The 25571-nt window shown below is 67.6% G+C and carries 23 protein-coding genes; 10 read left to right on the top strand and 13 right to left on the bottom strand.

Annotated features, from left to right (window positions below):
- Positions 1–32: 32 nt before the first annotated feature.
- The 3 genes from gndA to AWC17_RS31210 form a co-directional block, all read right to left on the bottom strand.
- Complete coding sequence (gene gndA / locus AWC17_RS31220) at positions 33–1502, bottom strand: NADP-dependent phosphogluconate dehydrogenase (RefSeq protein ID WP_046183918.1); 1470 nt, start codon at positions 1500–1502, stop codon at positions 33–35.
- A 100-nt stretch (positions 1503–1602) separates the two neighbouring features.
- A complete protein-coding gene (locus AWC17_RS31215) occupies positions 1603–2553 on the bottom strand; it encodes a M56 family metallopeptidase (RefSeq protein WP_046183919.1) in 951 nt (316 codons plus the stop codon).
- A 14-nt stretch (positions 2554–2567) separates the two neighbouring features.
- Positions 2568–2987, bottom strand: a complete 420-nt coding sequence (locus tag AWC17_RS31210; protein WP_046183920.1) for a BlaI/MecI/CopY family transcriptional regulator — start codon at positions 2985–2987, stop codon at positions 2568–2570.
- A gap of 290 nt (positions 2988–3277) precedes the next feature.
- On the opposite strand from AWC17_RS31210, the gene AWC17_RS31205 reads away from it, so the two are divergent.
- A complete protein-coding gene (locus tag AWC17_RS31205; RefSeq protein ID WP_046183921.1) occupies positions 3278–3691 on the top strand; it encodes a PaaI family thioesterase in 414 nt (137 codons plus the stop codon).
- Between the two features lie 148 nt (positions 3692–3839).
- Here the strand turns inward: AWC17_RS31205 and AWC17_RS31200 are convergent, their stop codons facing one another.
- The 4 genes from AWC17_RS31200 to AWC17_RS31185 form a co-directional block, all read right to left on the bottom strand.
- Positions 3840–5228: an NAD(P)/FAD-dependent oxidoreductase gene (locus AWC17_RS31200; RefSeq protein WP_046183922.1), complete on the bottom strand. Its 1389-nt coding sequence runs from the start codon at positions 5226–5228 to the stop codon at positions 3840–3842.
- A 192-nt stretch (positions 5229–5420) separates the two neighbouring features.
- Positions 5421–5801: a DUF4189 domain-containing protein gene (locus tag AWC17_RS31195; protein ID WP_046183923.1), complete on the bottom strand. Its 381-nt coding sequence runs from the start codon at positions 5799–5801 to the stop codon at positions 5421–5423.
- A 114-nt stretch (positions 5802–5915) separates the two neighbouring features.
- Positions 5916–6833: an LLM class F420-dependent oxidoreductase gene (locus tag AWC17_RS31190; RefSeq protein WP_046183924.1), complete on the bottom strand. Its 918-nt coding sequence runs from the start codon at positions 6831–6833 to the stop codon at positions 5916–5918.
- A gap of 59 nt (positions 6834–6892) precedes the next feature.
- Positions 6893–7570: an SDR family oxidoreductase gene (locus AWC17_RS31185; protein ID WP_046183925.1), complete on the bottom strand. Its 678-nt coding sequence runs from the start codon at positions 7568–7570 to the stop codon at positions 6893–6895.
- Positions 7571–7825: 255 nt separating this feature from the next.
- Here AWC17_RS31185 and modA point away from each other — a divergent pair, with 255 nt between their 5' ends.
- The 6 genes from modA to AWC17_RS31155 all read left to right on the top strand — a co-directional run bounded on the left by modA (position 7826) and on the right by AWC17_RS31155 (position 13148).
- A complete protein-coding gene (gene modA, locus AWC17_RS31180) occupies positions 7826–8596 on the top strand; it encodes a molybdate ABC transporter substrate-binding protein (protein ID WP_046183926.1) in 771 nt (256 codons plus the stop codon).
- Between the two features lie 3 nt (positions 8597–8599).
- On the top strand, positions 8600–9403 hold the full coding sequence (locus AWC17_RS31175) for an ABC transporter permease (RefSeq protein ID WP_141224868.1): 804 nt from the start codon (positions 8600–8602) through the stop codon (positions 9401–9403).
- A complete protein-coding gene (locus AWC17_RS31170) occupies positions 9400–10506 on the top strand; it encodes a sulfate/molybdate ABC transporter ATP-binding protein (RefSeq protein WP_046183928.1) in 1107 nt (368 codons plus the stop codon). Before AWC17_RS31175 ends, AWC17_RS31170 begins: the two co-directional genes overlap by 4 nt.
- Positions 10507–10627: 121 nt before the next feature.
- Positions 10628–11641, top strand: coding sequence for an alanine and proline-rich secreted protein Apa (locus AWC17_RS31165; RefSeq protein ID WP_047323114.1), 1014 nt, complete (start codon positions 10628–10630; stop codon positions 11639–11641).
- Between the two features lie 136 nt (positions 11642–11777).
- Complete coding sequence (locus tag AWC17_RS31160) at positions 11778–12077, top strand: GlsB/YeaQ/YmgE family stress response membrane protein (RefSeq protein WP_046186289.1); 300 nt, start codon at positions 11778–11780, stop codon at positions 12075–12077.
- A gap of 48 nt (positions 12078–12125) precedes the next feature.
- The gene (locus AWC17_RS31155) at positions 12126–13148 is read left to right on the top strand and encodes a zinc-binding alcohol dehydrogenase family protein (RefSeq protein WP_046186288.1); all 1023 of its coding nucleotides are present in this window, start codon (positions 12126–12128) and stop codon (positions 13146–13148) included.
- Positions 13149–13154: 6 nt separating this feature from the next.
- Here the strand turns inward: AWC17_RS31155 and AWC17_RS31150 are convergent, their stop codons facing one another.
- Positions 13155–13916: a CPBP family intramembrane glutamic endopeptidase gene (locus AWC17_RS31150; protein ID WP_046186287.1), complete on the bottom strand. Its 762-nt coding sequence runs from the start codon at positions 13914–13916 to the stop codon at positions 13155–13157.
- A 34-nt stretch (positions 13917–13950) separates the two neighbouring features.
- The gene (locus tag AWC17_RS31145) at positions 13951–14976 is read right to left on the bottom strand and encodes an AraC family transcriptional regulator (RefSeq protein WP_052742830.1); all 1026 of its coding nucleotides are present in this window, start codon (positions 14974–14976) and stop codon (positions 13951–13953) included.
- 73 nt (positions 14977–15049) lie between these two features.
- Between AWC17_RS31145 and AWC17_RS31140 the strand changes: the two genes are divergently transcribed.
- Positions 15050–16363, top strand: coding sequence for a cytochrome P450 (locus tag AWC17_RS31140; RefSeq protein ID WP_046186286.1), 1314 nt, complete (start codon positions 15050–15052; stop codon positions 16361–16363).
- A 42-nt stretch (positions 16364–16405) separates the two neighbouring features.
- Here the strand turns inward: AWC17_RS31140 and AWC17_RS31135 are convergent, their stop codons facing one another.
- Together AWC17_RS31135 and AWC17_RS31130 are read right to left on the bottom strand one after the other, a co-directional pair.
- On the bottom strand, positions 16406–18772 hold the full coding sequence (locus AWC17_RS31135; protein ID WP_047323112.1) for a phosphoketolase family protein: 2367 nt from the start codon (positions 18770–18772) through the stop codon (positions 16406–16408).
- A 46-nt stretch (positions 18773–18818) separates the two neighbouring features.
- Complete coding sequence (locus AWC17_RS31130) at positions 18819–19667, bottom strand: SDR family oxidoreductase (RefSeq protein WP_046182632.1); 849 nt, start codon at positions 19665–19667, stop codon at positions 18819–18821.
- 103 nt (positions 19668–19770) lie between these two features.
- Between AWC17_RS31130 and AWC17_RS31125 the strand changes: the two genes are divergently transcribed.
- Entirely contained in the window at positions 19771–20280 is a 510-nt protein-coding gene (locus AWC17_RS31125; protein WP_046182631.1) for a GNAT family N-acetyltransferase, read from the top strand.
- A gap of 5 nt (positions 20281–20285) precedes the next feature.
- Here the strand turns inward: AWC17_RS31125 and AWC17_RS31120 are convergent, their stop codons facing one another.
- Together AWC17_RS31120 and AWC17_RS31115 are read right to left on the bottom strand one after the other, a co-directional pair.
- Positions 20286–21635 (bottom strand): alkaline phosphatase family protein, encoded by a 1350-nt coding sequence (locus tag AWC17_RS31120; RefSeq protein WP_231588383.1) that lies wholly within the window; start codon positions 21633–21635, stop codon positions 20286–20288.
- A gap of 426 nt (positions 21636–22061) precedes the next feature.
- A complete protein-coding gene (locus tag AWC17_RS31115; RefSeq protein ID WP_046182630.1) occupies positions 22062–22979 on the bottom strand; it encodes an undecaprenyl-diphosphate phosphatase in 918 nt (305 codons plus the stop codon).
- A 168-nt stretch (positions 22980–23147) separates the two neighbouring features.
- On the opposite strand from AWC17_RS31115, the gene AWC17_RS31110 reads away from it, so the two are divergent.
- Positions 23148–25541 (top strand): CoA transferase, encoded by a 2394-nt coding sequence (locus AWC17_RS31110; protein ID WP_414738866.1) that lies wholly within the window; start codon positions 23148–23150, stop codon positions 25539–25541.
- The last annotated feature ends 30 nt before the right edge of the window (positions 25542–25571 follow it).

Genomic DNA, 25571 nt, shown 5'->3' with positions numbered 1-25571 from the left:
CTGCCCCCTCGTGTCCTGTAAGTAGTACCCGGCTAGGCGGGTACTTCGCTGCGGTCTCCGCTCCACAGCGTGTGGAAGCGCTTGTCCGGGTCGTCGTCGGTCCGGCCGTAGGTGTGGGCGCCGAAGAAGTCCCGCAGGCCCTGGGTCAGTGCCGCGGGCAGCCGCTCGGTGCGCAGGGCGTCGTAGTAGGACAGCGCGGAGGAGAAGCCCGGGATCGGGATGCCCAGCTGCGTGGCGGTCACCACGACGCGACGCCAACCGTCGATCGCCGCCTCGATCGCGCTGCGGAAGTAGGGCGCGACGATCAGCGTCGGCAGGTCGGGGTCTTCGTCGAACGCGTCCTTGATACGGTTGAGGAACTTCGCCCGGATGATGCAACCGCCGCGCCAGATGGTGGCCAGGTCGCCCGGCGTGATGCCCCAGTCGTATTCGGCGCTGCCGGCCTGTATCTGGTTGAAGCCCTGCGCGTACGCGATGATCTTGGATGCGTAAAGGGCCTGCCGCACGTCCTCGACGAACTGCTTTGAGTCGCTCGGTTTGGCGCCCAGCTCGCCCGAGGCCAACCCCGTGGTGGCCTTGCGCTGGGTGACCGAGCCCGACAGCGCGCGGGCGAACACGGCCTCAGCGATGCCGGTGACCGGAACCCCGAGGTCCAGGGCCGACTTCACCGTCCAGCGGCCGGTGCCTTTCTGCTCGGCCTCATCGAGGATGACGTCGACGAGCGGCTTCCCGGTCTTGGCGTCGGCCTGGCGCAGCACCTGAGCGGTGATCTCGACCAGGAAGCTGTCCAGGTCGCCCTTGTTCCACTCGTCGAAGACGTCGGCGATCTCGCCCGCGGTCTTGCCGAGTCCGTCGCGCAGCAGCTGGTAGGCCTCGCCGATCAGCTGCATGTCGGAGTACTCGATGCCGTTGTGCACCATCTTGACGAAGTGGCCGGCGCCGTCGGGCCCGATGTGCGTGCAGCACGGGACGCCGTCGACGTGGGCGGAGATCTCCTCGAGCAGCGGGCCCAGCGACTTATAGGACTCGGCGGGACCGCCCGGCATGATCGACGGGCCGTTCAGCGCGCCTTCCTCGCCACCGGAGATCCCGGCGCCGACGAAGTGCAGGCCCCGGTCGCGCATCGCCTTCTCGCGGCGAATGGTGTCGGTGTAGAGCGCGTTGCCGCCGTCGATGATGATGTCGCCTTCTTCCATGGCGTCGGCGAGCTCGTTGATGACGGCGTCGGTGGGGTCGCCGGCCTTGACCATGAGGAGCACCCGCCGCGGCTTCTCCAGGGCGTCCAAAAACTCCGCGATGGTCTCCGACCGCACGAACTTGCCCTCGTCACCGTGCTCTGCGAGCAGCGCGTCGGTTTTGGCGACCGAGCGGTTGTGCAGCGCCACGGTGTAGCCGTGGTGGGCGAAATTGCGGGCGATGTTCGAACCCATCACCGCCAGGCCGGTGACGCCGATTTGCGCGGTAGCGGTCTTGGAACTCGGGGGGGTATCCGACGAACCCATGTCTTCGCCTCTCAAGTCGGAGAACTGTGCCGAAAAGCTTTCCGTCACACTGTGGCACAGCGGACATACGGCCGCCCGGGGTGATGGCTCCGGTGCTGCGTCAGAGGTTGAACAGGCGCCGCAGCTCCGTGAGCCACGGTACGGCCAACGCGACGGTGGGCACCACGAACACGGCTACCGCGGCCAGGTATGCGGCCGCCGACAACGCCAGGCTGTTGCCACCCCCGCACAGCCGGCGCACGCGGACCACCGTGCTGGTGCCGCCCGCCGCCAGTGCTCCGGACGGCGCCCGCCCGGACGCGCAGGCAACCAGCGCCCGCGCCAGGGGAGCGCGACCCTCCGCGCGCACGGCGGCGTCGTCGGCGAGCAACTCGACGAGCAGCTGTACCGCGCCGAGCGCGTTCGCGCTACGCACCAGCCGGGGAAACGCGGCGTGCACCGCGGTGAAGGCTTCCAGGACGAGGTCGTGCCGGGCCCGCAGATGCGCCCGCTCGTGAGTGAGGATCGCCGCGACTTCCGCATCGGCGAGCGCGCTCAGCGCCCCCTCGCTGACCACCACCCGACTGCGCACCCCCGGCAGGCAGTAGGCAAGCGGCTGCGGAACGTCCAAGACGCGGAGGTCGCGCGTACGGGCACAAGGCTGGCGAAGCGGCGCGCCGTGGCCGACTCCGACCAGATCGACCACCATGCGGTGATGGGCCCGTCGGCGCCGATTGGCGATGGCCACCCGGACAACGGCAACCATCAATCGGGCGCCGACCAGCACGGTCAGTGCGAAGACGCTGATGTATGCCCCCCACAGCGGCCACCCGAGCCGGCCGGCTGCGCCGATGATGCTGGCGGTGGGTCGCCCGTCGGGGCCGGGCATGAGCAGGCGACTGGCGGTCGCGATGCCGGCGCTGAACGCCGAGAGAACCGCGGCCAGCGCGATGGCCTGCCACAACACCATCGCGGCGCGGGGGGCGCGCAGCGGCCAGCTCGCGTGTGCCAACATGGCCGGCACCGGGCCGACCAGCAGCACCGCAAGGATGGTGAAGGCCAGCGCGGACACGCTGTCAGTCTCCCTCAGTCCTCCGTCGACGCGCCAGCGGATGGCGCATTATGGCGTGGATTGGCTTCCAATTCGGCGAGCGCTCGCCGAAGCGCGTCGGCCTCGTCGGCGCCCACCCGCTCGACGAAATGGACAAGCGCGGCCTGCCTGCCGCCGGAATCTTCGGCCTGGGCCAGCGCGTCGACCATGAGCCCGGCGACGAGCTCGTCGCGACCGTGCACGGGTGCGTACCGGTGGGCCCGGTCGTCGCGGATCTGGGAAACCAGATTCTTCTTGGCCAGCCGTTGCAGGACAGTCATGATCGTCGTGTAGGCAAGGTCGCGTCGCGCGGACAACGCATCATGGACCTGGCGGACCGTTTGAGGTTCCGGCGTGGACCACAAGTGATCCATCACGGCTCGTTCCAGATCCCCTAGCCGGGTCAGTTTCGCCATAGTGCGTTCTCTCCTGAGCGTCGACCTCATCGTACTCCGGGTTACTACCGACGGTCGTACCGCAGCGTCTCACCGCGCCGCCGAATAGGTCCTTGCAAAATTAGGGCAGGCTTGCCTATTCTAACCGGGTCGAGCGAACAACGACCGCGGCAGAGTCCTGAGGGCTGCAGTGACCCCCGGTCTACTCGATCGGCGAGCCCCGTGCCCGAGTGGCACGGGGCTCAGCCGCTTCCGGGACAAGGATTCCCGCCGCGAGCGCCGTCACCCGACCGATGGTGTAGACACAGAACGTGCCACAGCCTCCGGAGACGACCATCCCGCCGGATTTCACCGCACCCTTCGATCAGGAGATCGGGCTGCAATTCACCGAACTCAGCCCCGACGGCGCCCGGGCCCAACTCGAGGTCACCCCGAAACTGTTGCAGCCGATGGGCCTCGTGCACGGCGGTGTCTATTGCTCGATCATCGAAAGCATGGCCAGCGTGGCCGCCTATACCTGGCTCGCCACCCGCGGCGGTGGGAACGTCGTGGGAGTCAACAACAACACCGACTTTCTGCGTTCCATCGGCTCCGGCATGGTGTACGGCGCTGCCGAACCGATCCACCGCGGCCGCCGCCAGCAGTTGTGGCTGGTCACCATCACCGATGCCGACGACAAGGTGGTCGCCCGCGGCCAGGTGCGGCTGCAGAACCTCGAGGCGTAGGCGAACCGGGTGGGGTTGCGCGAGCGGGCGCGGGTGGAGGCGAAGGGGTGGCTACCGTCACGTTCCGCCGCTGCGATCCACGAATTACGCTATCCCGAAACGTCTTTCGCGGGCTGCTGAGTACCTGGCAAGCCGAACGGCCGGCCGGTCAACTCGCTCGCTTGGCGGCCGCCGGGCGCTTGGCTTCCGCGGAGAGCACCGCCAGTTGTTCGAGGCGGGTGCGGGCGAATGCCTGCTGCTCGGTGATGGTCAGCTGGCCGCGCCGGGTGCTCAGGAAGGTCACCGTCCACGACAGCAACGTGCTGACCTTGGTCTTGAACCCGACCAGGTAAACCAGGTGCAGCACCAGCCACATCAGCCAGGCGATGAAGCCGCTGAACTCCAACGGGCCGACCTTGGCCACCGCGGAGAACCGCGAAACGGTGGCCATCGACCCCTTGTCGAAGTACTGGAACGGCTCGCGCTCTGCCGGGTCGGCCCCGCCCAGTTCGGCTTTGATCGTGTTGGCGACATACTTGGCGCCCTGGATCGCGCCCTGCGCCACGCCTGGAACGCCTTCGACGGCGGCCATGTCGCCGACCACGAACACGCTGGGGTGCCCCGGGATCGACAGGTCGGGCAGCACCTTGACCCGGCCGGCCCGGTCGAGTTCCACCGACGACTGCTCTGCCAGGTCTCGGCCCAGCCCGCTGGCCTGCACACCCGCGGACCACACCTTGCAGGCAGACTCGATGCGCCGGATCGTGCCGTCGGAGTCCTTGACCGTGATGCCGTTGCGGTCGACGTCGGTGACCATCGCTCCCAACTGGATCTCCACGCCCATCTTCTCCAGCCGGTCGCGCACCCGCGTACCCAGCTTGTCGCCGAACGGCGGCAGCACGGCGGGGGCGGCGTCGAGCAGGATCACTCGCGCCTTGGTGGAGTCGATGCCACGGAACGAGCCCTTCAGCGTGTGGGTCGCCAATTCCGCAATCTGCCCGGCCATTTCGACGCCGGTGGGGCCGGCGCCGATGACGGTGAACGTCAGCAGCTTGGCCCGTCGTTCCGGATCGCGCGACCGTTCGGCTTGTTCGAACGCGCTCAAGATCCGGCCGCGCACCTCTAGCGCGTCGTCAATCGACTTCATGCCGGGCGCGAACTCGGCGAAGTGGTCGTTGCCGAAGTACGACTGGCCCGCGCCCGCGGCGATAATCAGGCTGTCGTAAGGGGTTTCGTAGGTGTGGCCGAGCAAATCGGAGACCACGTACTTCCCGGCCAGATCGATATGCGTGACGTCACCGAGGAGAACCTGGACGTTGCGCTGCCTGCGCAGGACGACCCGGGTGGGCGGGGCGATGTCGCCTTCGGACACGATGCCCGTCGCCACCTGGTACAGCAACGGCTGAAACAGGTGATGGGTGGTGCGCGCGATCAGTTTGATGTCGACGTTGGCATGCTTGAGTTTCTTTGCCGCGTTGAGTCCACCGAATCCCGAACCGATGATGACGACCTGGTGGCGACGTTCGGTTCCAGCTGTGGTTTCTGGTGGGGGACTCATGTTTCCGCTGCTCCTGACTGGGGCTTTTGGACACGCGACTGCAGTTAGCCACAACGCTAGTCAGGCGGATACCCGGAAACCTAATAGATAAGCATGTGTTGTTTGCAACACTAACGTTCTACAGGGCCGAAATGCCTGGTGGGCGACGGGCGCTGTGGCGTACTTATCAGCCTCTCCGGCACCAAGCCGCGGTCACTGGCTGGAGCCTTCTCCCGCGCAGTGGTCGTGGCCTTGTTGGATCGTTCCGCCGGGGGCGCGTCCGAGCGCGGCTGCCTCCGCTTCTTCGCGCGTCGGACCCCAGCCACCGAAGTATCTCGATTTGGCCGCGTTCAATACGAGCGCCACGCATCCGCCCTGCCCGCTGGCCAGCAGACGACAGTCGCTGATGGTCTTGCGGCACGTTTCCATCACCGCCTTCTCGGCAGCACCCGGGCTGGCGGCTCCGTCGGCGATGTCGATGTGGCCGGTGGAGTCCGATATCGCCATCGCGATCGCGTTGTTGTCGGCGTGCGCGATCGAGGGCGCGGCGAACGCCACACCGACCGCGATCACCGCCAGGGCTCGTTTCTTCATGGCCTCTCCCGGCCCTCTTCTGCGCTGCGCCGTTGTGGCGCAGGTGAACGCTGCTAGGAGGAAGTATTACCGCGGCGCGACTAATCCGCGACCCCACGCGAGCGGCGTCGGCGGCTAAAGGCCGACGACCGGGCGCAGCGCGTCACCCACGGCGCTGATCACGCCGGGGGTGTAGAAGGGCAGGTTGATGATCACGCCGTCGATGCCGGCGTCCACGACTTTGGCCTTGATCTGGTCGGCGACCGAGTCGGGGCTGCCGACCACCATGCGCTGCGCCATTTCGGCCGGAATCTGATCGGGTTTCGCGTTCTCGTCGATCAGCACCGTGGTCAACGTACTGGTTTCCAGCGTCGCCGGGTCACGGCCGATGTCCTCGCAGCGCCGGCGGACAACCTCCAATTTGCCTGGCAGCTCGTCGAATCCGGCGATTACGTTCAGGTGATCGAAGTGGCGCGCGGCGAGGGGGATTGTCTTCTTCTCACCGCTGCCGCCGATCATCAGCGGAATGTGTTCGCGGAAGCGCGGATTCGCGAGCGCCTCGCGCACCTGGTACCACTTGCCGGAGAAGGTCGGCCGCTCACCCTTGATCATCGGCAGGATGATCTGCAGCGCCTCCTCAAGCCGGTTGAACCTGTCGGTGAAGGTGCCGAATTCGAAACCCAGTTGGTCGTGTTCGAGTTCGAACCAGCCGGTGCCGATCCCCAGGATCGCGCGGCCCTGGCTCACCACATCGAGGGTGGTGATGGTCTTCGCCAGTAGCGCCGGGTTGCGGTAGGTGTTGCCGGTTACCAAGGTGCCCAACTGAACTCGTTCGGTGGCGGTGGCCAGCGCGCCCAGGGCGGTGTAGGCCTCCAGCATCGGCTGGTCGGGATCTCCCAGCATGGGCAGTTGGTAGAAGTGGTCCATCACGAAGACCGAGTCGAAACCAGCCGATTCGGCCTCGCGGGCCTGAGCCAGAACAGTGGGGAAGAGCTGCTCCACCCCGGTGCCGTAGGAGAAGTTGGGAATTTGCAGACCGAGTCGAATAGCCACGCGATCTACCGTAGTGCGGCGCCGCGCGGGACGGTACGGCTCGGCCGCGGATTACGCCCTCAGCCGAATTGCGCGAGCGCGCCGTGGCTGACGTGCAGCGTCTGGCCGGTGATGTGGCGCGCCGCCGGGGTGGTCAGGAACAGCGCCAAACGGGCGACCTCGACGGCGACCGACGGGGGCGTGCGGGAGAGGCCGTCGTAGCCGGGCTGGGCGCTGCGCCCGCTGGCCACGGCGTTGACAGTGATGCCACGCGTGCCGAAGATGCTCGCCTGTCCCGCGACCCAATTCGACAGGGTCGCTTTGATCGCGGCGTCGACGCTGCCGGCGGGCGGGTTCTCGGGCACCACGCTGATGATGGAGCCACCCGAGCGAAGGTGATCACCCACGGTCTGCACCGTCAGCACCGCCGAAAGCACGTTGGCGTCCAAGGCATTCCGCCACGCGTTGGCCGTGTCGGCGATCGAGTAGGTGCGTGGGTCACCGGCTTCCCAGGAGGGCGCCGGCACGTTAACGATGGTGTCCAGGTGGTGGGGGAACAAGCCACGGGCCTCGGTCAGGCTGGCCGGGTCGGTGGTGTCGCAGACGATCGCGTCCACGTCCAATTCCTTGGCGGCGACCTCCAGATCGCTGCGCCGCGCACCCACGAGGGTCACCTTGTGACCGTCATCGCGAAAGCCTTCGGCCACTGTGCGCCCCAGCTCGGTGTCCCCGCCGGTGACCAGCACCTCCACTGCCATGACCTCCTCGTGTTCAACGTTGAACCCAGACCCTGGCAGTTCGTGTGGCCAGGAACCACAGGACCGCTGACCAAACCTGCCTGGATCTCAGCGCGTTATGGCATCAATCCCTGTCGATGTTACTGGACAGTAGCTAGTCGGGGAAATTCTTGACGCCGCGACGCGCGGATCATTTGCGTAACTCTTTGGTCGGCACTTTTTTGCGACGATTAAGCCGCCAAGAGGTCCGCATCGTCGGCGGGTTAGGGTGCACGCATGCGGCGGATCGGGATCCTTGCCGGTGTGGGTTCGATGATGCTGGCGGCGGGCCTGGCCGGATGCGCTTCGAAACCGTCCTCGCCCTCCGCGGCGTCCGGCAGGGTAGTGGCGTTTGCCGCCGCCTCGCTGAAGCCCGCGTTCACCCAGATCAGTGCGCAGTTCAAGGCCCAAAATCCGGGCAGCAATGTCGAATTCGAGTTCGCGGGTTCTTCGGAATTGGCCACTCAGTTGACGCAGGGCGCGACCGCCGACGTCTTCGCGTCGGCGGACACCGCGCAGATGGACACGGTCGCCAAGGCCGGCTTGCTGTCCGGCAACCCGACGAACTTCGCCTCGAACACATTGGTGATCGTCACCGCACCGGGCAACCCCAAGAAGGTCGAATCCTTCGCCGACCTCGCGAGGCCGGGGCTGGGCGTGGTGATCTGCCAGAAGCCGGTGCCGTGCGGATCGGCGAGCCAACGGGTCGAGGACAGCACCGGGGTCCACCTCAACCCGGTGAGCGAGGAGCTGAGCGTGACGGACGTCCTCAACAAGGTCACCAGCGGTCAGGCCGACGCCGGGCTCGTGTACGTCACCGACGCCCACAGCGCCGGGAACAAGGTGACGACCGTCGGTTTCCCGGAGGCCGCCGGCGCGGTGAATGTCTATCCGATCGCGGTGTTGAAGAACGCGCCGCAACCTACGTTGGCGCAACGGTTCGTGGCCATGGTGACCGGGGACACCGGTCAAACCATCCTGGCCCAATCGGGCTTCGCCAAACCCTGAACCGTGCACCGGCCTACGGATCTGCCGCGATGGGTGTACGTCCCCGCCGCCGTGGGGACCGCGTTCGTGGTGCTGCCGTTGCTGGCCATCGCGATCAAGGTCGACTGGCCGAATTTTTGGTCGCTGATCACGACCTCCTCGTCACAGACCGCCCTGCTGCTCAGCCTCAAGACCGCCGTCGCCAGCACCGTGCTGTGCGTCTTGCTGGGCGTGCCGATGGCGCTGGTGCTGGCCCGCAGCACGGCGCGCCTGGTGCGGCTGCTGCGGCCGTTGATCCTGTTGCCCTTGGTGCTGCCGCCGGTGGTGGGCGGGATTGCGCTGCTCTACGCTTTCGGCCGGCTCGGATTGCTCGGCCGGTACTTCGAAGCGGCCGGCATCAGCATCGCGTTCAGCACCACTGCCGTGGTGTTGGCACAGACCTTCGTATCGCTGCCGTTTCTGGTGATCTCCGTGGAGGGCGCCGCGCGTACCGCGGGAGCCGACTTCGAGGTGGTGGCGGCGACGCTGGGCGCGCGGCCCAGCACGGTCTGGTGGCGAGTCACCCTGCCGCTGCTGCTGCCGGGCCTGATGTCGGGGGCGGTGCTGGCGTTCGCGCGCTCGCTGGGGGAGTTCGGCGCAACGCTGACGTTCGCCGGGTCTCGCCAAGGGGTCACCCGCACGCTGCCGCTGGAGATCTACCTGCAGCGGGTGAGCGACGCGAACGCGGCGGTGGCGTTGTCGATCCTGTTGGTGGCCGTGGCGGCTCTGGTGGTGTTGGGGCTGGGCGCGCGCCGGCTGACCGGAACCGACGCGAGGTGGCCGCGATGAGCGAATTGCAGCTGCGCGCCGTCGTCGCCGAACGCCATCTGGATGTGGAGTTCTCGGTGTCCGCGGGCGAGGTGCTGGCCGTCCTGGGACCCAACGGCGCGGGCAAGTCGACCGCGCTGCACGTCATCGCCGGGCTGATCCGCCCGGATCGCGGGTTGGTGCGGTTGGGGGATCGGGTGCTGACCGACACCGCGGCCGGGGTGAACGTCGCGACCCACGACCGCCGCGTCGGCCTGCTGTTGCAGGACCCGTTGTTGTTCCCGCACATGAGCGTCGCCGCCAACGTGGCCTTTGGGCCGCACAGCCGTCGCGGGTGGCTTCGCCCGGCTCGGGCGGCGGAGAAGGCGACGGCGCTGCGCTGGCTGCGCGAGGTTGACGCCGAGCGGCTCGGCGACCGGAAGGCGCGGCAGCTGTCCGGCGGTCACGCTCAGCGGGTGGCGATCGCGCGGGCGCTGGCCGCCGAGCCCGACGTGTTACTGCTCGACGAGCCGCTCACCGGTCTCGATGTCGCCGCGGCCGCGGCGATCCGAGCGGTGTTGCGCGGCGCGGTCAGCCGCACCGGTTGCGCGGTCGTCCTGATAACTCACGACCTGCTCGACGTGTTGACGCTGGCCGACCGGGTGCTGGTTATCGAGGCCGGCAAGATCGCCGAGATCGGTCCCGTCTCCGACGTGCTCACTGCGCCGCGCAGTCACTTCGGGGCGCGCATCGCGGGCATCAACCTGGTCAACGGGACGGTCGCCGCCGACGCTTCGCTGCACGCGTCCTCCGGCGGGCGCTGGCACGCGGCCCCCGCGCTTCAGGGGGGCGACCAGCTCGCTGCCGGGCGAAACGCGATCGCGGTCTTCCCGCCCACGGCGGTGGCGGTTTATCGAGAGCAACCGCACGGCAGCCCACGCAACACAGTCCAGGTGACGGTGGCGGAGATGGACATTCGCGGGTCGGCGGTGTTGGTGCGCGGCGAGCAGCAACCCGACGGCGCCCCCGGCCTGGCCGCGGAGATCACCGTCGACGCCGCCTCGGAGCTGCGGCTGGCGCCTGGAGAAAAGGTGTGGTTCTCCGTCAAAGCTCACGAGGTGGCGTTGTATCCGGCGGCGCACTGAGAGACGAGAGTTCAGCGCCCGGCTGCGTCATCGGTTGCACATCGGCAACATCGGCAAAACGGCACTGCAATTGTCCGCAAGGCTCCTTGCGTCACAGCGGTAACACGGTAGGTTCGTCGCCATGGAGCAGGTGGAACCCAACTCGACACGTCGCAAAGGCCTGTGGGCGACGCTGGCGATAGCCACAGTGACCAGTGCCAGCGCCGTCACGATCGCGTTGCCGGCGATCTCGAACGCCGATCCGGAGGTCCCGACCCCGGTCCCGCCGGCCACGACGACGGCGCCACCTCCGGCGGCCGGCCCGGCGGCTCCCGCAACCGCTGCGCCGCCGGCCGCTCCGGCGCCCGGCGCGCCCCCGGCACCAGTCGATCCCAACGCCCCCCCGCCACCACCGCCGCCGCCGGTCGACCCGAACGCACCGCCGCCGCCTCCCGTCGACCCGAACGCCGGGCGGATCGCCAACGCGGTGGGTGGCTTCAGCTACGTGCTTCCCCCCGGCTGGGTGGAGTCGGATGCGTCCCACCTCGACTACGGCTCGGCGTTGCTGAGTAAGACGACGGGGCAGCCGCCGCTGCCCGACCAGCCGCCACCGGTCGCCAACGACACCCGCATCGTGATGGGCCGACTGGACCAGAAGCTTTACGCCAGCGCCGAGGCCAACAACTCCAAGGCCGCGGTGCGGCTGGGCTCGGACATGGGTGAGTTCTTCCTGCCGTATCCGGGCACCCGAATCAACCAGGAGAGCACCCCGCTCACCGGGGCCAATGGCATCACCGGCAGCGCGTCCTACTACGAAGTCAAATTCAGCGACGCGTCCAAGCCCAACGGCCAGATTTGGACGGGCGTGGTCGAGCTGCCCGCGGCGAGCACGCCCAACGGCGGACCGCCGCAACGCTGGTTCGTGGTGTGGCTCGGGACGGCGAACGACCCGGTCGACAAGGGTGCGGCCAAGGCGCTGGCCGAGTCGATCCAGCCCTGGGCGGGCCCGCCCGCACCGGCAGCTGGAGCCCAACCCGCGCCAGGAGCTCCGGCTCCGGCGCCGGCTCCGGCAGCCCCGGGAGCGCCCGCGCCGGCGCCGGCGGGAGAGGTCAGCCCCACACCCACGCCGGCACCACAGCGGACGCAATCCACCTGACCGCCCCGATCGGGGCGGTCAGGATGACGCGCCAACCGTCTCCAAAACGGCACCTTTTTCGTTACGCAAAGCGGGTATACCGAAATGACGGCCCAGCAACTTGCTGGGCATTGCCAGCGATTGCAAGGAGACCCGCATGGACGTCATGGCAGCTACCGAATACCTGGCCCGCTCAACAACGTTCACAAGCGTCGGCATCATTGGATACATCATCATCGGCGGTCTGGCGGGTGCGCTCGCCAGCAAGATAATCCGGGGCAGTGGCGCCGGCATCCTGATGGACATCGTGATCGGCATCGTCGGTGCATTGATCGGCGGCTTCCTCCTGAGCTTCTTCGTCAACACCGCGGGTGGTGGCCTGATCTTCACCTTCTTCACCGCGCTGCTCGGATCGCTGATCCTGCTCTGGATCGTCGGCATGGTGCGACGGACCTAAACGCAGTTACCACGTTGCGGCAGTGGTGGTTAGCGGGATGATGGACGGATGGTTCCACCGCTGACCACCATGCACGCATGGCGGGTGCGCAGGCCCGGACCGATGGACACCGCCCCGCTCGAGCAAGTCACCACCGATGTGCCGCACCCGGGGCCGTCCGAGTTACTGGTCGCCGTGCGAGCCTGCGGGGTATGCCGCACCGACCTCCACGTCACCGAGGGCGACCTGCCCGTGCACCGCGACCGGGTCACGCCCGGCCACGAGGTGGTGGGGGAAGTTGTCGAGGTTGGCTCCGAGGCGGGCGACGGGTTTGGCGTGGGAGACCGGGTGGGGATCGCCTGGCTACGCCACACCTGCGGCGTGTGCAAGTACTGCCGCCGGGGCGATGAGAACCTGTGCCCCCAGTCCCGCTACACCGGTTGGGACGCCGATGGCGGCTACGCCGAATTCGCCACGGTTCCCGCCGCTTTCGCGCACCCCCTGCCGGCGGGCTACAGCGACAGCGAGCTGGCGCCATTGCTGTGCGCCGGCATCATCGGCTACCGCTCGCTGCTGCGGGCCGACCTGCCACCGGGCGGGCGGCTCGGGCTTTACGGCTTCGGCGGCAGCGCCCACATCACCGCGCAGGTCGCGTTGGCACAGGGCGCCGAGGTGCACGTGATGACCCGCGGCGCCGAGGCGCGCGAGCTGGCGACGCAGCTCGGCGCGGCGTCGGCGCAGGGCGCGGCCGATGCGCCGCCAGTGCCGCTGGATGCGGCGATCCTGTTCGCACCGGTCGGTGACCTGGTGCTGCCCGCGCTGGAAGCGCTGGATCGCGGCGGCACCTTGGCGATCGCCGGCATCCACCTGTCCGATATCCCGCCCCTCAACTACCAGCGTCATCTGTTCCAGGAACGCCAGGTCCGCTCGGTCACGTCCAACACTCGGGCCGACGCGCGGGCGTTCCTCGACTTCGCGGGCAAGCACCACATCGAGGTGACAACGCCGCAATACCCGCTGAGCCAAGCCCATCGGGCGTTGGCCGATCTCAGCGCGGGTCGCATCGCGGGCGCGGCCGTGCTGGTGGTGTGACCGGCCTCAGGCCGTCAGGTGCCAGACCAGCGCGGCTGCCAGCGCGCCGAGCCCGTTGAGCGACCAGTGCAGCGCGATCGGCGCGATCAGGCTGCCGCTGCGCCGGCGTAGCCAGCTGAAGACGAACCCGGCCGCTCCCGTGGCCAGCACGGCTCCGGTCACCCCCGCCAGCATCCCGACGATGCCGCCGCCGAAAATCCGGGTGAAGCCGACGTTGCTGCTGGTCAGCCCGAGCGACGTCGCGACATGCCAAAGGCCGAACAGCAACGATCCCGCCAGCGCGACCCCGCGGAATCCCCAGGCCCGATGCAGCGCGCCGTGCAGGACGCCGCGAAAGGCCAGCTCCTCCGGGATCACGGTTTGCAGCGGGATGATGACCATCGAGGCGATCAGCGCGCCGGAGACGGTGGCGTACCGGTGGTTCAGGAACATCGGCCGGGTCATGGGAAGCAGCACCCCGACGGCGATCACCGAGGCAACGATAACGACCGCGGCCAGCGCATAGCCCGCACCCGACTTCCAGTGTTCGCGTCCCAGGCCCAAGTCGGCCCAGTCCAGGCCGTTGGCGCGCATCAGGAACACCAGGCCGACGGCAGCGGCGGGAACGACGCCGATGCTCGCCCACGGCGTGGTGAAGTGCGCGACCAGATTGGTCAGCACCAGCACGACGACGACGACGACGATGTCGAGATGGATCCGAAACCTGTGCAGCGCCGCGAGCTGCGAGATCACCGGATGGGTGTCAGGGATAGCCGGCGCCTCGAGCATTCGACAAGCTTACCCGCGGGCCGCGACTACCCCATCAGTCTCGCTTTCGCCTGCGGGGCGGACATCCGTTCCAGCGGCTGTGGGCTCGGGTGAATGCGGCGGTCTCCGAGTACCCCAGCCGGCGCGCGGTTTCCTCGACGGTGAGACCCGAGTTCAACAGTTCGGCGGCCAGGGTCGCGCGGACCTCGTCGAGCAGCGCACGGTAGCTGGTGCCCTCGGCGGCCAGTCGGCGGTGCAGAGTTCGTTCGGTGATGCATAACTCCTTGGCGACCGTGGCCATCGCGGGAATCTGTGTCGAGTCCTGGACCATCCGCGTGCGAATGGCACCAGCCAGCCCCCGACGAATGCGCCGCCGATTCAACAGCTCCTCGCACTGGCGAACGCAGATCGCCGCGGTCTGCGGGTCCGCCGCCGGCATAGGCTGGTTGACCAGGTCAATCGGGATAACCAGCACGTTGCGAGAGGTCTCCTCGACGACGACCGTCAGGTTTTCGATTTCCACCGTATCGGTGGGCAACTGCAGGTCCGCGAACTCGACTCGAACGGTGATCGGCGAATGGCCGGCGCCCAGGAGCAGCGGCAGGATCCGCAACATGATCGCGAAATCGCGCTCCAGCAGAAACTGGCGAATGTCGCGGGGAACCTGTGCGTCGTCGAAAGCGATGACGGCTTCGGTAGTCGTCACCTCCGGGCCGACCAGGCACAGGTACGACGCGGTCAGGGCGGCGTACTTACACGCGACGTCGATGGCATCACCGAACGTCGGACTGGCCATCAACGCGTAGCCCAGGATGCCGGTGTCGGCGAAGTTGTAGCGCGACCCGGTTTCCATGCCCAACCCCGGTTGGTCGCCCAGCAGCGCGACCAGGTTGCGGATCATCGTCAGCTCCTGGCTGGCGTAAACCTCGGTGGCGGGGTTGGCCAGGTCGTCAGCAGTCAGTCCCGTTCCGGACAGGCACGTCGCGGGATCGAGTCCGTGCTGCCCGGCGGTTTCGAGGATGTGCCGGCCCGTCGCCGAGGACAGCGCGATATCCCAGATTGTCGTCGCGGCACCACGCACGTGTCTGAAAGTATCAAATGCCTGTCTGAATCGGTCATTACCGCGGTCGCGACGTGTCCCTAGCGTCATCGGTATGGCGACTGATCTCCTTCGGCCCCCGCTGCGGGCCGTTGCCTCGGCGGCACGCAGTTCCGTGACGGATCTCTGGCGGCCGGTCGCGACCGGCGCCTACCGCGACCTGCGTCGACCGCGACCGCATTCGGGGGACCGGTCGGTGCCGCGCACCGGGTTCGACCCCACACTCCCGCAGAGCATCGCCAATCCGTACCCCGACTTGGAGCGGATTCGAGAGCATCCCGTCGTCGTCAACGAGCGACTCGGCGTCTGGATGGTCGGGCGATACGACGATGTGCACACCGCCGTCCGCGACAACGACACATTCTCTTCGAGAGACGGCATCATGCTGCGGTCATTCGTGGCCAGCATGGTGATCTTTACCGACCCGCCCGATCACAGCCGATTGCGGCATGTCGTCGCACCACTGTTTAGCAAGCGGGCGGTGCAGGCATGGGCACCCGGCATCCGCGACTTGGCCCGCGACACGAACGCGGCCCTGAACAGCGGGGAGATCGTCGACATGGTCTCGGCTCTGACCGTCCCGATGCCCATCAACGTGATCGCCAATATCCTTGGCATTCCGCGAGAGCAGTGGCCGGCATTCCGATCGGTGTCGGAGAAGTTCGCGCAGATGTTCGCTCCACGATCCCTACCGGAGGTCGTGCGGTTGATCGGGTCCGCCATGCAAGCCTATCTGCGGCTGCGCAGCTTCGCCGACGCCGAAATGCGCTGCCGTGCAACGCAGCCCACTGAAGACCTGTTGAGCCGATTGCAATCGGCGACGGCGACCGGTGACCTCACCGATCACGAGGCATTCCTCTACATGCTGGTCCTACTGGTGGCCGGTAACGAGACGACGACAAACCTGTTGGGGATGCTGTTGGTGCAACTGGCCGAGGACCCGGAATTGTTTGCCCAACTCAAAGCCGACCGCAGCCTGCTCCCCGCCGCGGTCGAAGAGACGGCCCGTTGGGGTTCGCCGGTTCAGTGGGTGACCAGAACCGCGACCACCGATTATGAGATCGGCGACACGGTAATCCCCGAGGGCGCAAGAGTATTGCTTTTTTATGCCTCGGCCAACCGTGATCCCGCCAAGTTCGACGAGCCGGACCGATTCGACATCCATCGCAACACGATCGGGCATCTGGCGTTCGGCCACGGCCTGCACTTCTGCCTGGGCGCGCATCTCGCCCGGCTCGAGGCCATCGCAGCCATCGACTGCCTGCTCGACGAGGTTGACAGCCTGGAGCTGGCCGGACCGGTGCAGTGGAGCGTCACACCCTCCCTACGCGGACCGATTTCACTACCACTGCGCATCGGGCGGGGCTAGCGAGCGAGGTTGCATACTCGACTCCCAGCCCGATGGGTCGTCTCACTCCCAGGTCCAGCCGGCGATCTGCGGGTCATCCTCGCCGTGCTCGCGGGTGTAGGTGCGCGCGGCGAGCCGGGCATCGACCATGCGCTGGCGCAGCACGGCGGCCCGGCTGGCCAGCCCGTCGACCCGGTCGATGACGTCCATCACCAAATGGAAGCGGTCCAGATCGTTCAGCATCACCATGTCGAACGGCGTCGTGGTGGTGCCGCGCTCCTTGAACCCGCGCACGTGGATGCGCGGGTGGTTGGTGCGGCGGTAGGTGAGCCGGTGGATCAGCCACGGGTAGCCGTGGTAGGCGAAGATGACCGGCTTGTCGCGGGTGAACAGCGCGTCGAACTCCCGGTCGGGCAAGCCGTGTGGATGCTCGGAATCCGGCTGCAGCCGCATCAGGTCGACGACGTTGACCACCCGGACCGCCAGCTCCGGCAGTTCGCGACGCAGGATGTCGGCGGCCGCCAGGGTCTCCAACGTCGGGATGTCCCCGGCGCAGGCGAGCACCACGTCGGGTTCGGCGGTGGCGGTGCTCGCCCATGGCCAGATGCCCACGCCGCGCGCGCAGTGCGCGACCGCTTGGTCCATGTCCAGGTAGGCCAGCGCCGGCTGCTTGCCGGCGACGATGACGTTGATGTAGTCGCGGCTGCGCAGGCAATGGTCGGCCACCGACAGCAGCGTGTTGCCGTCCGGCGGCAGGTACACCCGGGTCAATTCGGCCCGCTTGTTGGCCACCAGGTCGATGAAGCCGGGATCTTGGTGCGAGGCGCCGTTGTGGTCCTGACGCCACACGTGCGAGGACAGCAGGTAGTTCAGCGACGCGATCGGCCGCCGCCACGGCAGCTCCCGGCTGGTGGCAAGCCATTTGGCGTGCTGGTTGAGCATCGAGTCGACGATGTGGACGAACGCTTCGTAGCAGTTGAACAGGCCATGCCGGCCGGTCAGCAGGTAGCCCTCCAGCCAGCCCTGGCACAGGTGTTCGGAGAGCACCTCCATCACCCGTCCGTCGGCGGCGAGGTTCTCGTCGTCCGGCCCGAGCTCGGAAAGCCAGACCTTGGCCGTCGACCCGTAGACGGCGTCCAGCCGGTTGGAGGCGGTTTCGTCGGGACCCATCAGGCGGAACCGGTCGCAATTGCGGGCGATCACGTCCCGCAGGAAGGTGCCCAGCACCCGGGTCGCCTCGTGCGTCACGGCGGCCGGCCGCGTCACCGTGACCGCGTAGTCGCGGAAGTCCGGCAGGTCGAGGTCGTGCAGCAGCAGGCCGCCGTTGGCGTGCGGGTTGGCGCTCATCCGGCGATCACCGCTGGGTGCCAGCGCCCGCAGCTCGGCCCGCAGTTTGCCGTCGCCGTCGAAAAGCTTCTCGGGCCGGTAGCTGCGCAGCCACTCCTCGAGCTGAGCCCGGTGCTGGGGGTTGTCGTGCGTCTCGGCGAGCGGAACCTGGTGTGATCGCCAGGTGCCTTCGACCTTCTTGCCGTCCACCACCTTCGGCCCGGTCCAGCCCTTGGGCGTGCGCAGCACGATCATCGGCCAGACGGCTCGCTGCGCCTGGTTGCCGCTGCGGGCGGCGCTCTGAATGGCCGCAATCTCGTCGAAGGCGTCGTCGAGCGCGGCGGCCAGCTGCTGGTGCACGTTGGCCGGGTCATCACCGGCGACCGTGATGGGCCGGTAGCCGTAGCCGCGCAGCAGCGCCTCGAGTTCGGTGTGGGGGATGCGTGCCAGCACGGTCGGGTTGGCGATCTTGTAGCCGTTGAGCTGCAGGATGGGCAGCACCGCGCCGTCGGTGGCCGGGTTGAGGAACTTGTTGGAATGCCAGCTGGCGGCCAGCGGCCCGGTCTCGGCCTCGCCGTCGCCGATCACACAGGCCACGACCAGATCCGGGTTGTCGAAGGCCGCGCCGTAGGCATGCACCAGCGCGTAGCCCAGTTCGCCGCCCTCGTGGATGGAGCCGGGCGTCTGGGCCGCGACGTGACTGGGGATACCGCCGGGAAAAGAGAACTGCCGGAACAGCTTTCGCAGCCCTTCGGCGTCCTCCTCGATGCCGGTGTACACCTCGCTGTAGGTGCCCTCGAGATAGGCGTTGGCGACCAGCGCCGGGCCGCCGTGGCCGGGCCCGGTGACGTAGATGACGCTGGCGTCGCGGGCGCGGATGATCCGGTTCAGATGCGCGTAGATCAGGTTGAGCGCCGGAGTGGTGCCCCAGTGTCCCAGCAGCCGCGGTTTGACGTGCTCGGGCGACAGCGGTTCGGTCAAAAGCGGGTTGTCCAGCAGGTAGATCTGTCCAACGGACACGTAGTTGGCGGCGCGCCAATATGCGTTGATCAGGTCGAGTTCGTCGTCGGCAAGGGGAGCGGTTGTCTGGGTTTCTAGGCTCACCCCGTCGATTGTCCGCGCCTGCGGTGAACGGCGCCCGACGCGATGCTCATTCTTCGCCGCGAGCGCGCGACTCGTAGGCCTTGCGCTTCTCGGCATCGACGTGGTCGGTGAAGACGTGCTCGCCGCCGAGCGCGCGGTTCAGTCCCTCGGACAGCGCGCGCGGCATGAATTTCTGCGACGCGATGATCGCGCCGGCCGTCTTCGTGACCCGCACGCGCGGCCTGGGATGCGCCACCAGTTTGACGATCGCCTCGGCGATGTCGGCCGGCTCGGCGTTCTTGATCCCCTTGGCCCCGGAGGTGCCGGCGATCAGTTCGGTGTTCACGAACGTCGGCATGACGACCGAGAATTTCACGCCCGCCCGGCGGTTTTCGACCCTGGCGGCATCGGTGAACCCGATCACCGCGTGCTTGCTGGCGCAGTAGGTGGCCGCCCCGGCGATATAGGTTTCCCCGGCGAGCGAGGCGACGTTGATGACGTGTCCGGAGCCGCGGGGGACCATCCGCTGGGCCGCCAGCTTGCTGCCCAGGATCACGCCGTAGACGTTGATGTCGAGGACGCGCCGGGTGACGGCGTCCGGCTCGTCGACAATCCGGCCGAGCGGCATGATGCCGGCGTTGTTGACCAGCACGTCGATCGGGCCCAGTTGGCGCTCGACCTCGTCGAGGAAGTCGGAGAACGAGTGCGGGTCGGTGACGTCGAGTTTGCCGTACACATCCAGGCCGAGCGCGGCGCCGGATTCCTTCACCCGCACCTCGTCGACGTCGCCAATGGCCACTTTGGCGCCCAAATTGTGCAACGCGGTGGCGGTGGCCAGCCCGATGCCCCGGGCGCCGCCGGTGATCACGATGACCTTCCCGCGGACCCTCAGCCCGATGGATGCCGTGTCTGCCATTTCGTACCCTCCGGATTCTTGACGGGTGTCAACTACGCACCCGGGTAAGCACAGCACTCGACGCGAGGCTGCGCAACAACCCGGATCGTCGAATACTGCAACGATGACGGAGGTGCGGGCGGCGGTCCCTGCGGATGCCTACGAGGTGGCCTGCCTGCACGCGCGGTCTTGGCGCTCGGCGTATCGCGGGCTCGTCGACCAGGACTACCTCGAGGGCCTCACCCCGGAGGCGTTGGTCAATCGGTACACCTTCGGCCGGATGGGCTTGCGGATGCCGTCCACCTTCGTCGCGGTCGACGGGTCTGCGATTCGCGGCTTTGCCACCGTGGGCCCGTGTCGCGACAACGACTTACCGAACTTCGGTGAGCTGATGGCCCTTTATGTCGACCCGGCCTGGCTGGGTGCGGGCCTGGGTGGCTTGCTCATGACGGCCGCCCGTGAGCGGCTGCGGGCGGTCGGTGTGACGGACGCCGTGCTGTGGGTGCTGGACGCGAACATCCGCGCTCGGCACTTCTATGAACGCGAGGGCTGGCGACCCGATGGGACTTGGCGCACAGCGGATTTCGGCACGTCGTCAGTCGAGCAAGTGCGCTACCGACATGCGACGCTTTAGCGAGCCTATGGCGTCCAATATTCGTTCAGCGGTTGGGCGAATTTGTCGTTGTTGGTGAGGCGGGGAAGTTGAAAAGAGTCCTCGATGGTGCGCAGCAAGCTGTAATGGTCGTTGTGGGCGGCAGCCACCAAATGGCTTTGGTGCATACCGGAATTCGGCGACGGGATGACGATCATCGGGATGTGGTTGCCTTCATTGCCGATGGTCAACGACAGGTTGTTGAAGTCCTCGTCCCACGTGATGAAGATGGCGCTGCGTTGCGTCTGGAAGGCGGGCGAATTCACAATCGTCGGTAACACCTGCTGCAGAAACTGGTCGCCGGCCTTGATGTTGTATTGATGAGACGTGAGCTCGCTGCCGACGAAGCGGAGGTTGATCGGGCCTTCCATGTTGTTGTTCTCGTCTGCGGCGAACCACACGAAGTTCGGGGTGGTGTTGGCCGAGGCGAGATCCGTGGCCATCCGCGTCAGCGGCAGCACGTGGGACTTGCAGCGGGCGGTTTTGGAGACGATGTCGTGGAAGGCGAGAAAGGGAAGTTCCCCTGGGGTGTAGGGACCGCTCGACGGGGTAGCGCACGGGGCGGGCATGCTCTGCTCGTAGCCGGCCCAGGTCTTGCCGGTTGCCTCGAGGGAGTCGGCCAGGTTCGGCGCGTCGCAGCAGTTCATTTCGCAGTTGTAGATGGCGCCGAAGTCGGATCCCCCCAGGATCGGGTAGTAATTCGGCAGGCTCGGGTGGGTCAGCGCGAAGTAGTTGGACCCATATCCGTAGGAGTCGATCAGGCTGTTGATGTATGGCGCATTGGGGCTGCCCACAACGTCTTTCACGCCGTGGTTCTCCATGTAGACCAGGAACACGTGATCGAGTGGGCCGACGGTCGATGCGGGTGGCGTGGGGAGCGGCGGGTTGGGCAAGGGGGCACCGATGGTGAAGGAGAGGTTGTCGGCGTACGAGTGGTTGTAGGTGCCGCCCGCCCAGTGGGTGTCCTTGAAGGTCACGGTGACGCGTGCGCTGCGGGTGCCCGCCGGAATCGTCCCGGTGGTGTCGCGTTCGAACAACTCGGTTTGGAATCCGCGCTGCAGTATCGAGACCGGCCCGATTTTGCCTGTGCCCAAAGGCAATTGGCTGGCAGCTAGGAAGTCGACGGTGGCCGACGCCTCGGACAGTTCCAGCCTGCTGCCGCCGAGCCAGCCGCTGAGCGTGTAGGGCACCGTGCCGGTATCGATGGCCGCCGCCGCACCGCTGAGGTCGACGACTTGGGTGATGGTGGACGTCGCCACGTTGCCACCGCCGAAGTACTGCACGCCGCCGTCGGGTGGGCCGTGCTGGGCGGACGGAAAGGCCAGGAACTTCGGCATGGTCGGGGCCCGGCGACCCGAGCGGCGAGGGCAGCCGGACCAAGGTGTTGTATTTGATCACCGTCGGCGTGCCGGTCACGGTCCAGCCCGGTATCGTGACCCCGCTGTATGCCGACAATGGCGGGTCGCCGAGCTCGGCGCCCGGGTTGACCAACAGATTCGGGCTCATCGTGGCGGCGGCGGTCGCTCTGGGTGCGGTGAACGTCGACCGCACCAGCAGGGCAGCCCCGACGGCGGCACCAGCCACACGACAAAGGCGACATTCAGGCCTCACCTCTGTAGTTGAGATGCCGCGCATTGCTCCGTCGATGGTGGGCTACGCCACGCTGCGCGCATGCGCTGTTGCGTGAACCGATACCCAGCAGTTGCCATTTGGTGACCGAGTCGGTGACGTGATTTCACCGCAATCGTGTACGCGACTGCTCTTCAGCTGACGGCGAGCCACACCAGGCTGGCTCCGCCGGCCAGCCCGCAGTAGATGGCGAACGGTGTCAGGGTGCGGGTCTGGAAGTACCGCGTCAGAAACTTCACCGCGAGGTAGGCGGCGACGAAGGAGGCGACGCTGCCGGCCAGCACCTGGCCGTGGATTCCGGTGGCGCGGGGGCCGAAGAGTTCGGGGATTTTGTACACGCCGGCGGCCAGGATGATCGGTGTCGCCAACAAGAAGGAGAACCGGGCGGCGTCCTCGTGGGACAAGCCGCGCCACAGGCCGGCCACCATGGTGATGCCCGAGCGGCTGATTCCGGGCAGCAGCGCCAGGATCTGCGCGGCGCCGATCAAGATGCCGCGGCGCAGGGGGAGTTGGGCCAGGCGATTGTCGACGGCCTCACCGGTGTGCGCGGGCTGTTCCTCGGCCGGCTGGTTCTGGTCGGGACCGGGTGCAACACGCCGGCGAAGCACCTCGCCCGCGTAAAGGGCAATGCCGTTGAGCAGCAGGAAAATCGCCGCCGGGACGGGCTTGCCTAGTGTGGTGCGGAAAGTCCGTTCCAGGACCAGCCCGGCCAGCCCCACCGGGATGGTGGCCCCCACGATCAGCCAGGCGAGCCGCTCGTCGAGAGTCTCAATTCGGCGATACCGCAATGAAGACACAAATCCGGCCACGATGCGCAGCCAGTCCCGCCAGAAGAAGACCAGCAGGGCGGCGGCGGTGGCCACGTGCAGGCCGACGATGAACGCGAGGTAGGGCGATTCGGGAGCGGAGATGCTCAGGTCCTGGGCCCATCGACCGCCGACCACCGCGGGCACCAACACCGCGTGCCCGAGGCTGGAAACCGGGAACAGCTCGGTGACGCCCTGGAACGCGCCAACCACCACGGCCTCGATGTAGGTCAAGTGCGCGCTCACGTTGGGTGCCTCCGTCGGATCGTGTCGGCAGATACGGCCTGGCCAATCGGCCTGTGACGATAGCCGACAGCGGGTCCGCCCACCCAATCAGCTTGCCCAGTTGGCTCTTTGGCTGGTGGGGCCACCGTAGCCCCGGCCGGACCCCGCACCTGCGGGTACGGTGTGCTGATGTCCGACGGCTTGCTCGACGCCGTGCGCGTCCTCGACTTGTCGAGCGGTAACGGCGACGCGGTGACGCGGCTGTTCGCCGACTTGGGCGCCGACGTGCTCAAAGTCGAACCTCCGAGCGGAAGCCCGGCGCGCGATGCCCCGCCGACGCTGGCCGGTGCCAGCATTCCGTTTGCTCTACGCAACGCCAACAAGCGCAGCGTGGTGCTGGACCCGTTCGACGAGGACGACTGCGCCGTGTTCCTCGATCTGGCCGCGCAGGCCGACATCGTCGTCGACGACGGCTTCTACGGGGAGGCCCCCACCTTCGGCACGTCGGTCGAGGAGTTGGCCGCCCAGCACCCGCATCTGGTGGTGCTGTCGATCACCGACTTCGGTGCGACGGGCCCGCGGTCGTTGTGGCGGGCGACCGATCCCGTGTTGTACGCGATGTGCGGCTCGTTGTCGCGATCCGGTCCCACCACCGGCGCCCCGGTGCTGCCACCGGGCGGTATCGCGTCGGCCACCGCCGCCGCCCAGGCGGCGTGGGCAGCCCTCGTTGCGTACTACAACCGATTGCGTTGCGGCACCGGCGAATACATCGACTTTTCGCGATTCGACGCCGTGGTCATGTCGCTCGACCCGGCGTTCGGCGCGCACGGGCAGGTCGCCGCCGGAATCCGCCGCACCGGGCAGTGGCGGGGGCGGCCGAAGAACCAGGACGGCTACCCGATCTATGAGTGCAAGGACGGCTACGTCCGGCTCTGCGTCATGGCGCCGCGCCAATGGCGTGGTCTGCGGCGCTGGCTGGGCGAGCCGGACGATTTCCAAGACCCCAAATACGATGTGATCGGCGCGCGCTTCGCCGCCTGGCCGCAGATCAGCGAGTTGGTCCAGGCACTGTTCGCCGGGCAGACCATGAAGGATCTGGTGACGGCGGGGCAGGCCCACGGTGTGCCGATCGCCGCCGTGCTGACGCCGTCGTGGGCGATGGGTTCCGAGCATTTCCAGGCGGTGGGCGCGATCACCGACGCCGAGCTTGTCCCGGGCGCGCGAACGAGCGTGCCGACCGGCTATTTCGTCGTCGACGGGCGGCACGCGGGCTTCCGCAGCCCGGCCCCCGCCGCGGGGCAGGACGGACCGGGCTGGCGCGGAAATCCGGCGGTGGTGTCCTCGCCGTCGGGCCGCGTCGGCGAGTATCCGTTTGCGGGACTTCGCATCCTGGATCTGGGCATCATCGTTGCCGGCGGCGAGCTGAGCCGGCTGTTTGGCGACATGGGCGCCGAGGTCATCAAGATCGAAAGCGCCGAGTACCCGGACGGACTGCGGCAGGCCCGCGTCGGCGAGGCCATGAGCGAGTCGTTCGCGTGGACGCATCGCAACAACCTGGCGATGGGCCTTGATCTGCGCAGCGGCACTGGCAAGGAGATCTTCACTCGGCTGGTCGCGGAGTCCGACGCCGTGTTTGCCAACTTCAAGCCGGGAACGCTTACCGCGCTTGGCTTTTCCTACGACCAATTGCGTGCCGTCAACCCGCGGATCGTGCTCGCCGAGAGCAGCGCATACGGCGACCAAGGCCCGTGGAGCACCCGGCTGGGCTACGGGCCGCTGGTCCGCGCCGCGACCGGTGTCACCCGGCTGTGGACGAGCGACGATCCGGAGAACCACGATGGCGCCGCGCGGCACGCCTTTTACGACGCGACCACGATCTTTCCCGACCACGTGGTCGGGCGGATCACCGCCATCGCGGCGCTGGCCGCGCTGATCCACCGCCACCGAACGGGTGGCGGGTCGCACGTGCACATCTCGCAGGCCGAGGTCGTGATCAATCAACTCGACACCTTGTACGTCACCCAGGCCGCGCTGGCCGCGGGCGTGCCGAGAATCTCCGAAGACACCAGCCTGCACGCCGTTTACCCGTGCGCGGGCGACGACGAATGGTGCGTCATCTCGATCGGTTCAGACGAGGAATGGCGTTGCGCTGCAGGCGTTTTCCATCACCCGGAATGGGCCGACGACCCGCGCTTCGCCACCGGCGAGGCGCGGCTGGCGAACCGGCGAGAGTTGGTGGAGTTGGTGTCGGCCTGGACCCGGACGCGCACCCCGGCGCGGGCCGCCCAACTGCTGCAATCCTCCGGAGTTGCCGCCGGACCGATGAACCGGCCGCCGGACATCTTGGAGGACCCGCAGCTGGTCGAGCGGAAACTGTATTCCGAGATGGTGCATCCACTGGTCGAACGTCCGCTGCCGGCGGAGACGGGCCCGGCGCCGTTCCAGCACATCCCGCGGGCCGCACAGCGCCCGGCGCCACTGCCGGGCCAGGACACCGTCGAGGTCTGCCGGGGGCTGCTCGGCATGAGCCCCCAGGAGATCGACCGGCTGATCGCCGAGGGCGTGCTGTTCGGGCCGCCCTGAGGCGCGGCGAATCCGGCCCGCACGACCGTG

The organism is Mycobacterium nebraskense, assembly GCF_002102255.1.
GTDB classification, from domain to species: Bacteria; Actinomycetota; Actinomycetes; order Mycobacteriales; family Mycobacteriaceae; genus Mycobacterium; species Mycobacterium nebraskense.
This window is presented reverse-complemented; position numbering and strand designations above follow the sequence as displayed.

What these genes read in the sequence shown, in the direction of transcription:
- AWC17_RS31210 (WP_046183920.1), bottom strand. Translation starts at nt 2,987, where the DNA reads ATGGCGAAACTGACCCGGCTAGGGGATCTGGAACGAGCCGTGATGGAT.
- AWC17_RS31150 (WP_046186287.1), bottom strand. Translation starts at nt 13,916, where the DNA reads ATGCTCGAGGCGCCGGCTATCCCTGACACCCATCCGGTGATCTCGCAG.
- gndA (WP_046183918.1), bottom strand. Translation starts at nt 1,502, where the DNA reads ATGGGTTCGTCGGATACCCCCCCGAGTTCCAAGACCGCTACCGCGCAA.
- AWC17_RS31170 (WP_046183928.1), top strand. Translation starts at nt 9,400, where the DNA reads ATGAGCGAATTGCAGCTGCGCGCCGTCGTCGCCGAACGCCATCTGGAT.
- AWC17_RS31165 (WP_047323114.1), top strand. Translation starts at nt 10,628, where the DNA reads ATGGAGCAGGTGGAACCCAACTCGACACGTCGCAAAGGCCTGTGGGCG.
- AWC17_RS31140 (WP_046186286.1), top strand. Translation starts at nt 15,050, where the DNA reads ATGGCGACTGATCTCCTTCGGCCCCCGCTGCGGGCCGTTGCCTCGGCG.
- modA (WP_046183926.1), top strand. Translation starts at nt 7,826, where the DNA reads ATGCGGCGGATCGGGATCCTTGCCGGTGTGGGTTCGATGATGCTGGCG.
- AWC17_RS31120 (WP_231588383.1), bottom strand. Translation starts at nt 21,635, where the DNA reads ATGCCGAAGTTCCTGGCCTTTCCGTCCGCCCAGCACGGCCCACCCGAC.
- AWC17_RS31195 (WP_046183923.1), bottom strand. Translation starts at nt 5,801, where the DNA reads ATGAAGAAACGAGCCCTGGCGGTGATCGCGGTCGGTGTGGCGTTCGCC.
- AWC17_RS31185 (WP_046183925.1), bottom strand. Translation starts at nt 7,570, where the DNA reads ATGGCAGTGGAGGTGCTGGTCACCGGCGGGGACACCGAGCTGGGGCGC.
- AWC17_RS31110 (WP_414738866.1), top strand. Translation starts at nt 23,148, where the DNA reads ATGTCCGACGGCTTGCTCGACGCCGTGCGCGTCCTCGACTTGTCGAGC.
- AWC17_RS31125 (WP_046182631.1), top strand. Translation starts at nt 19,771, where the DNA reads ATGACGGAGGTGCGGGCGGCGGTCCCTGCGGATGCCTACGAGGTGGCC.
- AWC17_RS31130 (WP_046182632.1), bottom strand. Translation starts at nt 19,667, where the DNA reads ATGGCAGACACGGCATCCATCGGGCTGAGGGTCCGCGGGAAGGTCATC.
- AWC17_RS31200 (WP_046183922.1), bottom strand. Translation starts at nt 5,228, where the DNA reads ATGAGTCCCCCACCAGAAACCACAGCTGGAACCGAACGTCGCCACCAG.
- AWC17_RS31155 (WP_046186288.1), top strand. Translation starts at nt 12,126, where the DNA reads ATGGTTCCACCGCTGACCACCATGCACGCATGGCGGGTGCGCAGGCCC.
- AWC17_RS31160 (WP_046186289.1), top strand. Translation starts at nt 11,778, where the DNA reads ATGGACGTCATGGCAGCTACCGAATACCTGGCCCGCTCAACAACGTTC.